Source organism: Acidilutibacter cellobiosedens, assembly GCF_004103715.1.
In the GTDB taxonomy this organism is placed as follows: domain Bacteria; phylum Bacillota; class Clostridia; order Tissierellales; family Acidilutibacteraceae; genus Acidilutibacter; species Acidilutibacter cellobiosedens.
The window spans coordinates 3,507,348-3,521,485 of sequence record NZ_CP035282.1; the positions used below are offsets into that span (position 1 = coordinate 3,507,348).

At 33.6% G+C, this 14,138-nt stretch carries 14 protein-coding genes; 4 read left to right on the forward strand and 10 right to left on the reverse strand.

Annotated features, from left to right (window positions below):
* Positions 1-129 precede the first annotated feature (129 nt).
* Positions 130-1,494 carry an aldehyde dehydrogenase gene (locus EQM13_RS16930; RefSeq protein WP_128753322.1) on the forward strand — a complete coding sequence of 455 codons (1,365 nt, stop codon included), beginning with the start codon at positions 130-132 and terminating at the stop codon, positions 1,492-1,494.
* A 108-nt stretch (positions 1,495-1,602) separates the two neighbouring features.
* Here the strand turns inward: EQM13_RS16930 and EQM13_RS18780 are convergent, their stop codons facing one another.
* The 5 genes from EQM13_RS18780 to srlE form a co-directional block, all read right to left on the reverse strand.
* On the reverse strand, positions 1,603-1,773 hold the full coding sequence (locus EQM13_RS18780) for a hypothetical protein (RefSeq protein WP_240662957.1): 171 nt from the start codon (positions 1,771-1,773) through the stop codon (positions 1,603-1,605).
* 12 nt (positions 1,774-1,785) lie between these two features.
* Positions 1,786-1,917: a hypothetical protein gene (locus tag EQM13_RS18900; protein ID WP_255401570.1), complete on the reverse strand. Its 132-nt coding sequence runs from the start codon at positions 1,915-1,917 to the stop codon at positions 1,786-1,788.
* The gene (locus EQM13_RS16940) at positions 1,914-2,219 is read right to left on the reverse strand and encodes a type II toxin-antitoxin system RelB/DinJ family antitoxin (protein WP_071139376.1); all 306 of its coding nucleotides are present in this window, start codon (positions 2,217-2,219) and stop codon (positions 1,914-1,916) included. The genes EQM13_RS18900 and EQM13_RS16940 overlap by 4 nt, the downstream gene beginning before the upstream one ends.
* 144 nt (positions 2,220-2,363) lie before the next feature.
* Positions 2,364-2,723 (reverse strand): PTS glucitol/sorbitol transporter subunit IIA, encoded by a 360-nt coding sequence (locus tag EQM13_RS16945; protein ID WP_128753323.1) that lies wholly within the window; start codon positions 2,721-2,723, stop codon positions 2,364-2,366.
* Between the two features lie 40 nt (positions 2,724-2,763).
* A complete protein-coding gene (gene srlE, locus EQM13_RS16950) occupies positions 2,764-3,768 on the reverse strand; it encodes a PTS glucitol/sorbitol transporter subunit IIB (protein ID WP_071139359.1) in 1,005 nt (334 codons plus the stop codon).
* 394 nt (positions 3,769-4,162) lie between these two features.
* Between srlE and EQM13_RS16955 the strand changes: the two genes are divergently transcribed.
* A complete protein-coding gene (locus EQM13_RS16955; RefSeq protein ID WP_128751741.1) occupies positions 4,163-5,452 on the forward strand; it encodes an IS110 family RNA-guided transposase in 1,290 nt (429 codons plus the stop codon).
* Between the two features lie 171 nt (positions 5,453-5,623).
* On the opposite strand, the gene srlA is transcribed toward EQM13_RS16955, so the two are convergent.
* From srlA to EQM13_RS16980, 5 genes are all read right to left on the reverse strand, one after another.
* The gene (srlA, locus tag EQM13_RS16960; protein WP_071139360.1) at positions 5,624-6,178 is read right to left on the reverse strand and encodes a PTS glucitol/sorbitol transporter subunit IIC; all 555 of its coding nucleotides are present in this window, start codon (positions 6,176-6,178) and stop codon (positions 5,624-5,626) included.
* Positions 6,179-6,195: 17 nt separating this feature from the next.
* Positions 6,196-6,648 carry a transcriptional regulator GutM gene (locus EQM13_RS16965; RefSeq protein WP_071139361.1) on the reverse strand — a complete coding sequence of 151 codons (453 nt, stop codon included), beginning with the start codon at positions 6,646-6,648 and terminating at the stop codon, positions 6,196-6,198.
* A complete protein-coding gene (locus EQM13_RS16970) occupies positions 6,645-8,513 on the reverse strand; it encodes a BglG family transcription antiterminator (protein WP_161567297.1) in 1,869 nt (622 codons plus the stop codon). The genes EQM13_RS16965 and EQM13_RS16970 overlap by 4 nt, the downstream gene beginning before the upstream one ends.
* 19 nt (positions 8,514-8,532) lie before the next feature.
* Complete coding sequence (locus tag EQM13_RS16975; RefSeq protein WP_071139363.1) at positions 8,533-9,336, reverse strand: SDR family oxidoreductase; 804 nt, start codon at positions 9,334-9,336, stop codon at positions 8,533-8,535.
* Positions 9,337-9,574: 238 nt separating this feature from the next.
* A complete protein-coding gene (locus EQM13_RS16980) occupies positions 9,575-10,147 on the reverse strand; it encodes a TetR/AcrR family transcriptional regulator (protein WP_071139364.1) in 573 nt (190 codons plus the stop codon).
* A gap of 220 nt (positions 10,148-10,367) precedes the next feature.
* On the opposite strand from EQM13_RS16980, the gene EQM13_RS16985 reads away from it, so the two are divergent.
* Together EQM13_RS16985 and EQM13_RS16990 are read left to right on the forward strand one after the other, a co-directional pair.
* Positions 10,368-11,069 (forward strand): ABC transporter ATP-binding protein, encoded by a 702-nt coding sequence (locus EQM13_RS16985; RefSeq protein ID WP_071139365.1) that lies wholly within the window; start codon positions 10,368-10,370, stop codon positions 11,067-11,069.
* A gap of 8 nt (positions 11,070-11,077) precedes the next feature.
* On the forward strand, positions 11,078-14,125 hold the full coding sequence (locus EQM13_RS16990; RefSeq protein ID WP_206172741.1) for an FtsX-like permease family protein: 3,048 nt from the start codon (positions 11,078-11,080) through the stop codon (positions 14,123-14,125).
* Positions 14,126-14,138 lie beyond the last annotated feature (13 nt).

Below are 14,138 nucleotides of genomic sequence, written 5' to 3' on the forward strand. Positions count from 1 at the left end.
CTAAAGTAAAAATTTTTTTCAAATTTATATTCTTTTTTAAGTATACCAGAATTAAATCAGTTATGAGTTACAAAAAAGTTACAAATTTTATGAAAAGGGGTATAGTATTATTAAAAGCAGGTGATAAAGATGAATAATTTAGATGTTATTTTAGATAATCAAAGGGATTTTTTTAAGTCAAAAGCTTCCATAGACATAAATTTCAGAAAGGGCGCTTTAAATAAATTAAAAAATTTAATAATTTTAAATGAAAAAGAAATATTGGATGCCTTGAATTATGATCTTGGTAAATCTTCCTTTGAAGGGTATTCCACCGAAGTAGGACTCATATTAAGTGAAATAGCGTATGCAGTATCCAATTTAAATAAATGGAGTGCCGTAAAAAAAGTAAGGACTCCTATTACAAATTTTAAATCACAAAGCTACATATATCCGGAGCCTTTCGGCAACACCCTTATAATATCTCCTTGGAACTACCCCTTTCAATTAGCTTTCGGGCCTCTTATAGGGGCTATAGCCGCCGGAAATACCGCAATTATTAAACTGTCAAGTACTTCTGTCAATACTACCAGAATAATCGAAGAAATCATAAATAATAATTTTGACAAAGGATATTTATACGTTGTTACAGGAGAAGAAGGGAGGAAGGCAATAGACAAAAAATTTGATTATATTTTTTATACAGGCAGCCCTTCTGTCGGAAGATTGATAATGGAAAAAGCTTCAAAGAATTTAACTCCCGTAACCCTTGAACTTGGAGGAAAAAGCCCCTGTATTGTAGACTGGGAAGGAGATTTAAAATTGTTCGCTAAAAGAATAGTATGGGGAAAATTTCTAAACTGCGGACAGACCTGTATAGCCCCTGATTACATTTTAGTCCAAAGAAAAATAAAAGATGAACTTATAAACAATATGATATATTATATAGAAGAATTTTACGGAAAAGATCCTGAAAACAATAAAGAATACGGAAGAATAGTAAATCTCAATCATTTAAACAGATTAAAGAAACTTATTGAAAAAAGCAATATCGTATACGGGGGAAAAATAAATTCAGATAATCTGTATTTTTCTCCAACAATACTAAAGGACGTAACTTGGGATGAACCCGTAATGAAAGAAGAAATATTCGGTCCAATCCTTCCAATCCTAGAATATGAATCCTTAGATGAAGTGATAGACATAGTAAATGAACATGAAAAACCTTTGGCTTTATATTTCTTTTCAAATAATGAGAAAAAAATTCAAAGGATAATAAGAAATACGTCCTATGGCGGTGGGTGTATAAATGACACTATAATGCATATCGCAAATTCAAACCTTCCTTTTGGCGGTGTGGGAATGAGCGGAATAGGCAGCTATCATGGAAAGAAAAGTTTCGATACCTTTACTCACTATAAAAGTGTCCTAAGAAAAAGCACTAAAATAGATATAAATTTAAGATATCCTCCCTACGGAGATAAGCTGAAATTTATTAAAAGGGTGTTAAAGTAATTGAGAGATTTTTTATATAAAAATAGCAAAGAATACGCTATCCTTTGCTATTTTTATTATCCCATTTATTTTACTATGAAGATATTATATAAATTCTAATTTTATTTATCAATATTGATTAATCTTTTTAACCCGTCCTCCATACATAACACGAATGACAGTAACTGCTTTATCCTCTAACTTCGGAATATAGAATACAACGAAATTATCTACTACCATTTGATGTAGTCCTCTACTATGCCACGGCTCATTTTCAAATGCCCTAAATCTATCAGGCATTTCATCTAAACTTTATATAGCTTTCTCAATTCTCTCTAATTGCTTAACTGCTATTCCGGGTTCAAGCAGTGTAAATGCAATGTATTCATATATACTTCTTAAATCTGCATCTGTTTGTTCCGTTAATACTACTTTATATTTCATATCTCATAATCCTTGCGAATATCCGAAAAAGTTTTCTCTGCCGACTTTGTATTCCCTTGAACAAAATCCGCATAGCCTTCTTCAAGTTCCGCATTTAGCTCTTTCTCTGTTAAGCCGGCTGTTCCCACAGGCTTTGTTGCAGGAAGCTTAACATCAAAGGGAATTCCTCTTTGCATAACAACTTGTTTTAAAAACATATTCACTGCATTAGATACCGGAATTCCCAATTGCTTAAGAACTAACTCTGCCTGTTCCTTAAGTTTAGGTTCAATCCTTATATACAGATTTGTTGTTTTTGCCATTGCCAATCACTCCCTCCATATATTAATTATATGCTATTATATATACAAAAGCAATACATTTGCCAAAATTATAATGTATACCACAAATTCAAGTTTTCCATTTGAAGGTGTAGGAATGACAACCTTTGCTATTTTTATATTTTTTTACAAAATAATAGATATTTTCGTTCCGATTTGAATGACTGGGTATTCTTTCTCTTCTACATAAAGAGTACCCGGCAGTTTTGCTTTTGTAGAACCATCAAATTTTATTGTAATATGTCCTAAATCATCTAAATTCTTTTTTACTTTTTCTCCCACCGCTGTTATTTTATAATCCTGTTCATCAAATTTTAAGGTCATACCGGGCTTTATCTCCCTTTCGCTTTTATTCATTTCAATATTAAAACAATAATCTGCCAAAGTATCCGGTGCATTTTCACCAAAGAGTATTAATAAGTTTTCATGTTTAAACAATTCTGCATTCAAGCCAATTCCTTTTACTGTTGTTTCAAAAATTTTCATCAGTTATTCCTGTTCCTTCCTATATTATAATTATACTTTATTAGCTATACAATCCAAAACTGGCAAGCCATGCAACAATCACCCGAGGCACACCGTTTAAAAATCTCGAATATAAAACAGACGGAACACCTACTTCAACAGTTTCCGCATCAGCTTCCTCTAACCCTAAGCCAACTGGAATAAAATCACAAGCATTTTGTGTATTAATTGCAAATAAAGCTGGCAGAGCAAGTTGAGGAGGAATATTTCCCTTTCCTATTTCCACTCCTATTAAAGTACCGATAATTTGTGCAATAACTGCCCCCGGACCCAATAAAGGAGACAAAACCGGCAGAGAGCAGATTAATCCGATTATAATTAATCCAATAATATTTCCCGCTAAAGGAGTCATAATATTTGCAAACCAATTTCCGACTCCTGAACCTTCTATTATTCCGATTAGTAAAGATACAAAAGCCATGAATGGTATAACTGTAGTTAAAATTGTTTGAACCGCACTTCTTGCCGCTTGATTAAAAGTAGCTACAATTTTACCTGCTCCCATTCCTATACGGGCAATAAGACTTTTCTCAGATTTTTGTTCGGTAATCTTTTTAGTAGTATCGTACTTATATTCTCTTTTTACTTGTTTATTGCTCTTTTCAGCTTTTTCGGAAGAAGCTTCTGATTTGTCGGTTAATTCTATTTGATTTACGCCAACGGCAGACACATATATATCATCTGTAATATATTTTGCTAAAGGTCCGCTCTTCCCTGTAGGTACAATATTTACTGTCGGTATTCCTTTCTGAGGATAAATCCCACATCTTAATGTCCCTCCACAGTCAATTACAGCCAATGCGATTTCTTCATCGGGAATCGACGTCTTGAAACCATTAACTATTTCCATCCCTGATAACTCTGCCATTTTATCAACTATATCAGGTTTTTCTCCTCCTCCTGTTACATATAAAATTTTATATCTTTCTTCGGTCGGAGTAATTATAAGAGGTCCTCCAAAACCACCGCTTCCTTTTTTTATTTTTATACTTCTGTACTTTGCCATCTAAAATTCCTCCTTGTACAATATAGTTATAATCAAATTACAGTTTTCCACTGTAATAATTATCAATTTCTTAAATAATAATATAGTCTTCTTTTCTAATCATTAAATACATTTCTTTGGCTTCTCACCCTAGCCATAAAGCCAGTTTAATTTGGCCTGAACCATGAACAATATTGTATAATTAATTTATGGATTTGGAGGTTGATGCAATTCCTCCTAGGACGCCTTTATGCGACTACCTGTAAAAAAGAGTATCTATCCATTCTCATAAGATTACATTATTTGGCTGGTTGAGGCCAGTTAACACTGGTTCCTCGTGTCACATGCAAGGTTGTGTACTTATTTGAGAAGGAATGGATTTCTAAATCCAAATACTTTATTTAGGAGGTTTCTTATGGATTATCCACCTGTAGCTGGAATTGATGTTGGTAAAAATTTTAGTGAGATGTGTATTTTGTCCCCTAATAATGAGATTTATCATCGTATTAAGATCTATCATGATTCAATTGACAGTATTAAAGAGGCTATAGGTCTATTGCAAAAAGCAGAAAAGGATTTTGCAATTAGGCCTGTCGTAGTCTTAGAATCCACTGGGCACTATCACAAAATCCTCTTCCACTATCTTTCTGATTCTGGATTTGAGGTCTCTATCATAAACCCCATCCAATCTGATTCTATCAAAAATATTGGAATAAGGAAAGTAAAAAATGATAAATTTGATGCCCATAAGATTGCATTGCTTTATAGGTTTTCTTTTATTAAGACTACTGTTGTTCCTGATGATGTTATTGACTGCCTTAAAAGCCTTTGTCGCCAATATTACAAGTTAGGTGATGAACTTACTACTTACAAGAATAGGCTTATTGGCATTATTGATCAAGTAATGCTAAACTTTACAGATGTCTTCCAAAATGTATATTCAAACACTGCCTTAGCAGTACTTGATAGGTATCCTTCACCTAAGCAAATTCTAAAGGCTAACAAACAAACATTAATATCACTTATTGAAAAAACTTCTAAAAAAGGTTTAGCGTGGTCCACTGAAAAATATGAACTTTTGGTTTTAAAAGCTAAGGAATTTAAAGATTTAAGCATCAATAACCCTGGAAATCTAGCCATTCTCAAAGTTAATATTTCCATGGTAAGAACCTTACAAGATGCCCAAAAAGACATACTTGACGCAATTAATGAAATTATTTTAGCAGATTCTTTAGAAGATAATCCTGTATTGGCACCTATTATTAATCTGCTATGCAGTATTCCTGGTATCGGGATACTAACTGCTGCCACGATACTTGCTGAGGTTGGTGATTTTTCTGCATTTTCTAGCCCCAATAAACTTGTAGCTTTCTTTGGAATTGACCCCTCTGTTAATCAATCGGGTGAATTCACCGGAACCCGTAACAAAATGTCTAAAAGGGGCTCTAGATTGCTTCGTAGGGTCATCTTTACAACTGCTTTAGCCAATATTCGAAGTAAGAGAAATGGTGACAAAACTAATCCAGTGCTCTATGAGTTCTACCAAAAAAAGTGTACAAACAAGCCCAAAAAGGTTGCATTAGGTGCTGTAATGAGAAAATTAGTAAATATTATATTCGCCGTCATGAGAGACAAAAAGCCTTTTGAGCTAAGAACCCCAGAAGAGCATGAGGAACTACTTCTTACTAGGTCTTCAGTAGCCTAATGATCTGTATTTAATGTTTAGTTTTCAAAGAACAATTTTAAATAACAGCTTCGTTTTTTAAACCAATAATCATTGGTTTATTAGGTGTGCATTTTTTTATTATTAATTTTTCAAAAAATATTTAATATTATTTTGCTAAAATCTATTGACTTTAATTAGCTGGTCTTTTTCTTATTCAGCTGTTACTTTCGGTTGTTTGCTTAACATTATATTTTGTTGTTTACAAACATAAGCTGTTGTGAAATCTGTGACCCAGCCTCCAATAAAATTCATCAGTATCCCGACTAACATATATCTAATTGCTAAATCCATGGTGTTTAATCCTAACTTTTCTATTCCTTGAGCAATACCGAGGTAAACGAAGAGTTCTCCCGGATTAATATGAGGAAATATGCCATTGCTTGTATGGCAAAATTGTGCTAAAGATGCAAAATAGCTTGGCTTATAATACTCCGGCAAAAACCTGCCCAATGTAAAGGACATGGGGTTTCCCAGCATAAATGCAGCTAAAAAGGGTAATATTAAATATCGGGTAAACGGATTTTTTGAAGAAGCCTTTGCAATCTTTGTTACTCTTTCTTCCCCCAGGAGGCTGATTATGGTATTCATTAATACCATCAGCATTAAAACAACAGGCACTATACCTTTCATCCATCCTAAAAAGGTATTCCCTCCTGTTTCAAATAAATTCATAAATCCCTTAGCAATCTTTGCTACTGCTGCCATTATTCAACACCATCCTTTTAATTTTTTATTTTTAATAATTTTATCTTCGAGGTTAGCAGAGCAAGAGGACTTTTTGTTTCAGGTATTTTCTCTCCCCGGCTAACATGCAGATATACATCTCTTGCATTTAATATGGTTTTCTTAGTCAGATTGTTTTCTCCGCAATCAATTAAAGAATGCTCATTTATCAACTGAATATATTGTCCCGTCAGTGAGATAATAGGTTTAAACTTAGATAATACTGTAATTCCCTGCATTTTTACAGCTTCTAAAATTTCCCCGTTATCATCTGTTGCCAGCATAACAATAGTACCAACATGAAATTTTCCCGGCCTTTTTCCTATCGCTACTTTTCCTTTATTTTTCAATCTACCGTATTCTTCATTAAAATGTCGAATTTGCTTTGCCCCAAAAAACACTTGCAATAAATAGGCCGAGAGTACAAACAATCCAAATATATATATATTCACCGCAATATTCCCTCCCTTTTTAAAAGTGAAATAAATTCTTTTCCATTTGTTGTTTCTCCGATTTTCTGATGAATTTCTTTTCTTCTTGCTATTCGAAATATCAAATCATACATTTCCAGTAAAGAATTCTCAGCACCATCATCTATATTTTCGGGTATTCCTGCCAAAAATACGATTTGAATACTTTGATTTCCAACAAATAGTTGATTTTTAAATACTCCTACACTCAACACTATTTTATTAAATCCTTTATTTAACGTATGGGGAAACGCAATCCCCTGCTCAAAGATAGTGGACTGTTTTTTTTCTCTTTCCTGCCATAAATTTATAAAATTAGGATTTAACTTCTTATCTTTAATCAATCTACAAATCATAAACTTAACATTATCAAAATAACTTTTTTCTTCGTCCAGAACGGTAAATGAAAAATCAATGTAAGCAATATCAAAATTTTGTTCCTGTTCTATTTTATTCCACTCGCTAATAACCCAGTTGTTATCAAATAAATTAGCCACTTGAATTACAGGTATTCTTTTATCTATTTCTATGGGAAACGTGGTAAAAACTGCAAAAAAAATTTTAAAATTTTGTTTTGTGTAATTTTGCTCCGAAAATTGCAATATAGTCACCTCAGGTCCCAAAATTTCCTGAATCTGCTTCTTTATTAACATTGACGTGCCTTTCCCAAAATTACTTACTATCGCAATCTGTTTTTGCCTGTTTTCTCTGTCTTTATGGTATAAAATTAATTCAAAATATACGGCAAGATAACTGATTTCCGGTTGTGCCACACTTATCATTAAACGTGACTCTATAACATTCGCAGCCATCTTCGCCAATTCATAAGAAAAAGGATATTTCTTTTCAATCTCGTCATAGAACAAATTAAACGATTCTATATGAAATACAAGCCTGTTCACCATAAACATCAAATGATATTTCATTTCTTCAAATAACTGATTGTCATCTAATTCAAGCATAAAATTTGCCCTGATTTTCCTTATCATATCATTGAAAAGGTCTTTTATGCCTTTTTCATATTTCTCCATACTCTCCTTCTTTACATAAGCAGAATTTCTGATATTAACCGGGAAAATGACAAAGTCTCGATCATACGGCCCCAAGGCTATGTCATATTCTTTTTCCAAATGATAAAGAAACCTCTTTATAAAGCTTGAATTTCCTTCATAATTATTATAGTAAGGTATTTCCTTGTTTATATAAAAGCCTTTTCCTACTCTGTCTAAAGTAATACCTACAACTTTTTTCATGATAGCCGTATTATAATTGCTTAACTGGTATTCTTCTGCAATTTTGTCTATATATTCGACTGTGCTTTTCTTTAGTTTGTAATCCGCAAAATAATAATCATAAACATAATATAGCAATAACAACCGTCTGTTTAATTCGTCCCCGACAATTTTTATACCTTTGTTCGGTATTCCATATAAACTTATGCCAAAGTCTGAAATTATTTTTTTTATATTCTTCACATCTTTGTTTACCGTTCCTCTGCTTACTTCAATTCTTTCTGCCAAACTGTCCATTGTAACAAATCCCTTGGTATTTAACAAAGTTTTTAAAATAAAAGCTATTCGCTTACTTGAAGAATTAAAGTCCATATCCTTTTTCAGTTCTCCGTTCATAATTTCTTTAAACGCCGAATAATTTTCGATATACAAATAATAGCTGCCTTTTTCCCACAATATTGATGCTATTCCTTTAAGTTGATCATTCAATAATTCAATATTCTTTTTTAAAGTCTGAGAAGTTGTCTGAGTAATGTCACTTAGTTTTTCAACAGTAATATATTCCTTTACTAAAAGTGTATTTAAAATTAGATACCACTTTTTTACGAGAGACACTAACACCTTCCTCCATTCTTTAACCTCTGCTTTTCCCTCCTGCAACATTTGTAGTTATTCCTGTAATATAACTGGATCTGCCGGATAAATAATAGCATACTAAATCCGCTATCTCAGAAAGCTTTCCACTCCTCCCCAATGGTATAGTACTTGTCCTACTATAATTTTCCCTTAGTTTTTCTACGGTAATTCCTCTTGTATATGCCAAGGCAGTTTCATATTCCAAAGTACGTAAGCCGGTCTCTTCCATTATGCCGGGAGCAATCCCCACTACTCTTATATTTGATTTCCCCAGTTCTTTCGCCCAGGACCTGGTAAAACTGTTTATGGCAGCCTTTGTAGCAGCATAACAGCTTTGACCTTCTGAACCTTCAAGGCCACTTTCAGAAGACATGTTTATAATCACTCCTGAATTTTTCCTGACAAGAACTCTCGCCACAGCTTGTGCCATTAAATAGACACCTTTTTGATTAATAGTTGTCATTTTATCAAATACATCTTCAGAAAGCTCATATTTACCATAAAAATGCTTTTTATCTACTAACAGCCTTGGAATATTTATTCCCGCATTATTTACAAGGCCGTCTATTGTCCCTAAAGCCTTGAGAGTTTCTTCAACAACTTTTTCCGCATCCTTTTTTGACGATACATCTGTTTTTACAAACAACAAATTATCATGTTTTTTCCCATTATCATGAATATCTGCATTAACTACCTTTACCCCTTGCTCCAATAATTCTGTTATTATACTTTCTCCGATTCCTGAAGAGCCTCCCGTGACAATTACAACTTTTCCGGAAATCCCTAACCAGTCTGTTGACATCTTTACACCTCTCTTTCAATAGTTTTCTGTTTACATTAAAAAGTATATATCTAAATGCAGCTTAAATTAATACACTCTTTTTAAAGCAATAAGAAAATAAGGTATACTAATTAACAACTTAAAAACAAAAGGATAAAGCAAAGAACTGATTCTGATTCGTTCTTTGCTTTATCCTGAATTTCTGCCTTCAAAATATTGATAATCAAAAAGTGGCTGTAATGCAAAAGTTAGTTATCATTTAAATAACCGATGATCTGCCGTTAATCGCTATTTTTAATATCAATTCCGCCATTTCATTGGGATGCCTTTTCATCCCACCCTTCAGCCACATCTGAATGACTCCGACAGCACCGCTTGCTAAAAAATAAAATATATATTCCGCATCTTCTTTATTTAAAGAATTATCTCCGATAACGGATATAAAATGCTGCCTGCCAATAATCTTTATAATTTCCTGTTGAAATTTCATATCTCTGTTTGAATTTAGTAAAAGGTCAAAAAGTTCTGAGTTTTTCTTTATGTATTCTAAGATTTTTTCAATCATCTCCGTAGGTACAACTTTATTGTTTTTAAAATCGTATCCCTTCAAATATTGATTAATATCATCAATTACTTCATTTTCAATCTGCTGAAGCAAATCATACTGATCTACATAATGTGCATAAAAGGTCGTGCGGTTTATATCTGCATCATCACAGATTTCTTTAACAGAGATTTTTGAAATTGGTTTTTGTTTTAGAAATTTAACAAAGCTCTCCTTAATAACCATTTTGGTATATTTTACCCTCCTGTCGATCTTTTCTGCCGCCATCTAAGTCCCCCCCTTATAAAAAATTTATAAACAATTTTGTCGTTTTCTAAACATTTTTTGAAAATCTGCTGTGAAACCTACACTTATTAAACATCTGATTGTTGTATTTATTTCATGATGTTAGTATAATTTATTCATGTTGTGTTTGTTCCATGATGTTAGTATATTGCATTAATGTTTAATCGTCAACATTATGTTGTTTAAAATCGGAGGTGTAGAAATGGCATTTATTGAGTTTGAAAATGTTGAAAAAAAATATATAGTCGGTGATTTAGCGATTACAGCAGTTGATGACTGCTCTTTTTCAATAGAAAAAAATGAATTGGTTGTTATACTCGGTCCGTCGGGGGCGGGAAAAACAACGGTGTTGAATCTGCTCGGCGGGATGGATAGTCCAAGCGACGGCAATATTACAGTTGACGGAAATGAAATCCATAAATATAACAAAAAGGAACTGATAAATTACAGGCGTAATGATATTGGGTTTGTATTTCAGTTTTATAATCTTGTGGAAAATCTAACCGCACTGGAAAATGTTGAGCTTGCGTGTCAGATATGTCCTAATTCACTTGATCCCAAAACAATTTTAGAAAAGGTCGGTTTATCGGAGCGTATAAGCAACTTTCCCTCTCAGTTGTCGGGTGGAGAACAGCAGCGTGTTGCCATAGCGAGAGCGGTCGCAAAAAATCCGAAGCTTCTCTTGTGTGATGAACCTACCGGCGCACTTGACAGCGTAACAGGACAACGGATTATTGAACTTTTACAAAAAAATTGTAAAAAAATGGGCATGACTACTGTTATAATTACTCACAATACCGTAATTGCAGATGTTGCAGATAAAGTTATTAAAATCAAAAATGGAACGGTCAAAGATATTATTATAAATAAAAATCCCAAAAAAGCAGAAGAGATTGTGTGGTGATCAGTTTGTTGTATAAAAATACCCTGATTAAAATAAAAAAATCTATTGGCAGATATCTGTCATTGTTTATTATTGTTATGGTGGGTGTAGGCTTTTTCGCAGGGGTACAGGAAAGTGCGCCTGATTTAGTTGCTGTAGCCAATCATTATTATTGCGACCATAACTTAATGGATTTTAAAATCGTCAGCTCAATGGGTCTAACAGATGGTGATGTCAATGCGCTAAAAACTTTGAAAAATGTAAACACCGTTATTCCGAGTTATTCTTTGGATGTTTTGGATCAGAATAAAGCGATTCGTGTTCATGCAATTGAAAAATCAGTCAATAGGGTTCAACTTATTTCCGGACGGATGCCTAAGACTGATAATGAATGCATTGCGGATAGTAAAGCCTATAAAATCGGTGATAAAATCAGAATAACAAGTGATGTCGGCGGAAAATTAAAAAATACCGAATTTACCGTTGTTGGTACGGCAAAATCGGTACTATATTTGACAAATAATTATGGGAGTACCAATATTGGCGACGGAGAATTATCATCTTTTATTTTTATAAACAAGGATAATTTTATGTTAGACGCTTACACCGAGATCTATCTCGTTGCCGCAAGCACTAAAAACACTACTGCATATTCAAAAGATTATAATAGTGTGGCATCGCAACTTAATAATGAACTGATAAAAATTAAACCGGAAAGGGAAAATACACGGTATCAGGAAATTTATAAAAAAGCAAATCAGGAAATAAACAAAAATGAAAAAAAACTGAACGATGAAAAGGCAAAAGGTGAAAAAAAACTGGTTGATGCAAAAGCCAAGCTTGATGACAGCACACAGAAGCTGAAAGACGGAAAAAATGAACTTGCTAAAAACGAGACAGACTTACAAAAAAACATTAAAAGGCAAAATGCAGAGTTTGAATCCTCTAAAGCTAAAATTGCAAATGGCTGGAACGAAATCAATTCCGCGCTAATACAAAACGGCGTTAAAAAAGAGGAACTACCCACAAAAATCAACAAGTTGAATACTGCTATTGGATCTATGAAAACACAACTTAGTCAGCTTCCTTCCGGAAGTCAGGAATATGCCAAACTCAGTGTAACTATAGATCAATATTCCAAGTCTCGTGAAGGACTCTTGAAACTCAAAGAATCAGTTGATACATTAACAGCTCAAGAAGCAAAACTTAATAAGGGAATTGAAAACTTTAACTCCGAAATTAAAAAAGCTCAGGACAAAATCGCAAAAGGTAAAAGTGAAATAGAGGAAAATGAAAAGAAATTGAAAGACGGATATGCGGAATATAATAAGAATTTAGAAAAATTCAATACAGAAATGGCTGACGCACAGGAAAAAATTGATGATGCCAAAAAAGATTTTTCTGATATTGAAAAAACACAATGGCATATTTTTGACCGAGATGCCGCCATCGGCTACAGCGAATTAAAATCCAGTATAGATGTGATCACCTCGATCGCCGCTGTTTTTCCCTTCTTTTTCATACTGATCGGAATGCTTATGGCGTCCAATTCAATGGCTCGTATGATAGCGGAAGAGCGAAATGAACTCGGCATATTAACCTCACTCGGCTATAAAAATAGCAGTATTATTTCCACATATATCTTCTATGTTCTGTCTGCTTCGGGCTTAGGTGCAACAGTAGGATTTTTTGCGGGGTGCCGTATTATACCACCGCTTATCTACTCAAATTTTTCAAATTTTAAATCTAATTTGCCGCCCCTTATCATCCAATATGATATGATGACATTTTTGCTGATTTTGACGATTACATTAGCGCTTATGGCTTTGGTGACAATAATTTCATGCAATAAAGAATTAAAACAGAATCCTGCAGCTTTAATGCGTCCGGTTCCGCCTAAAAACGGGCAAACAATTTTTCTCGAAAAAATTGGGCCAATATGGAAACACCTTTCCTTCACATGGAAAATCACCATGAGAAACATGTTTCGATACAAAAAGAGAGCCCTTATGACCATAATAGGCGTGTCAGGTTGTACTTCTTTGTTACTTGTAGGATTTGGGCTGAAGGACAGCATGGATGGCGTTGCGGAAAAGCAGTACGGTGAAATTTTTCGTTATGATGACATGATAATTCTCAAAGATGAAACCAAAAATATCAGTAAAGATTTAGAAAATCTTTTAACAAAAGAAAAAATAGAAGAACCTCTTTTAATAAAACAGACTGCCCTAAAATGTGAATCCAATGATAAATCACTTGATGCCTTTTTGATCGTGCCGAAGAACGAAAATATTTTTTATAAATATTATAATCTAAAAAGTGCGGATACCGGAAGTAAGTTAGCTTTGAATGATAATGGCGTCGTGATTACACAAAGACTCTCCAAGGTTTTCAAAGTTAATAAGGGAGATAACATCACTGTAAAAGATGCTGATAACAATGCTTATCAGTTAACTGTTGCAGATGTGGCTGAAAACTATAATGCTGATTATATTTACATGAACAACGCTTTGTATAATAAAATTTTCGACAAACCTGTATCCTACAATGCAATTGTATCAAACCATAGAGCTGGTGAAAAAGCTTTAGCCAAACATCTAATAGACAGCGACTTGGTTTTGAATGTAGTCTTTACTAACGATATGATGCAAAATGCCCTTGGGATTAGCGAAAGCCTAAACGGTATCATTGTCTTGATTGTGGTGGTTGCTTCCCTCTTAGCAATCAGTGTGCTGTATAATTTAACATCAATCAATATAAGCGAGCGAACGCGTGAAATTGCCACTCTTAAAGTATTGGGCTTTACCGATACGGAAACAAACGGATATATTTACCGTCAGACCTTTATCCTGACTTTAATTAGTATTGGGATAGGCCTAATTGGGGGGATTTTCCTTCATCACTTCGTTATTGATATTATTGAAATAAATGCGACTGTATTTTTCAAAAAAATTGGATGGCTCAGCTTTGTACTGGCATGTCTGATTACTCTGATATTCTCTGTAATCATGCAAATCATTACTTATTTTAAGTTGCAGACAATCAACATGATTGAATCACTTAAGTCGGTAGAATAGGGGAAAATTTTAT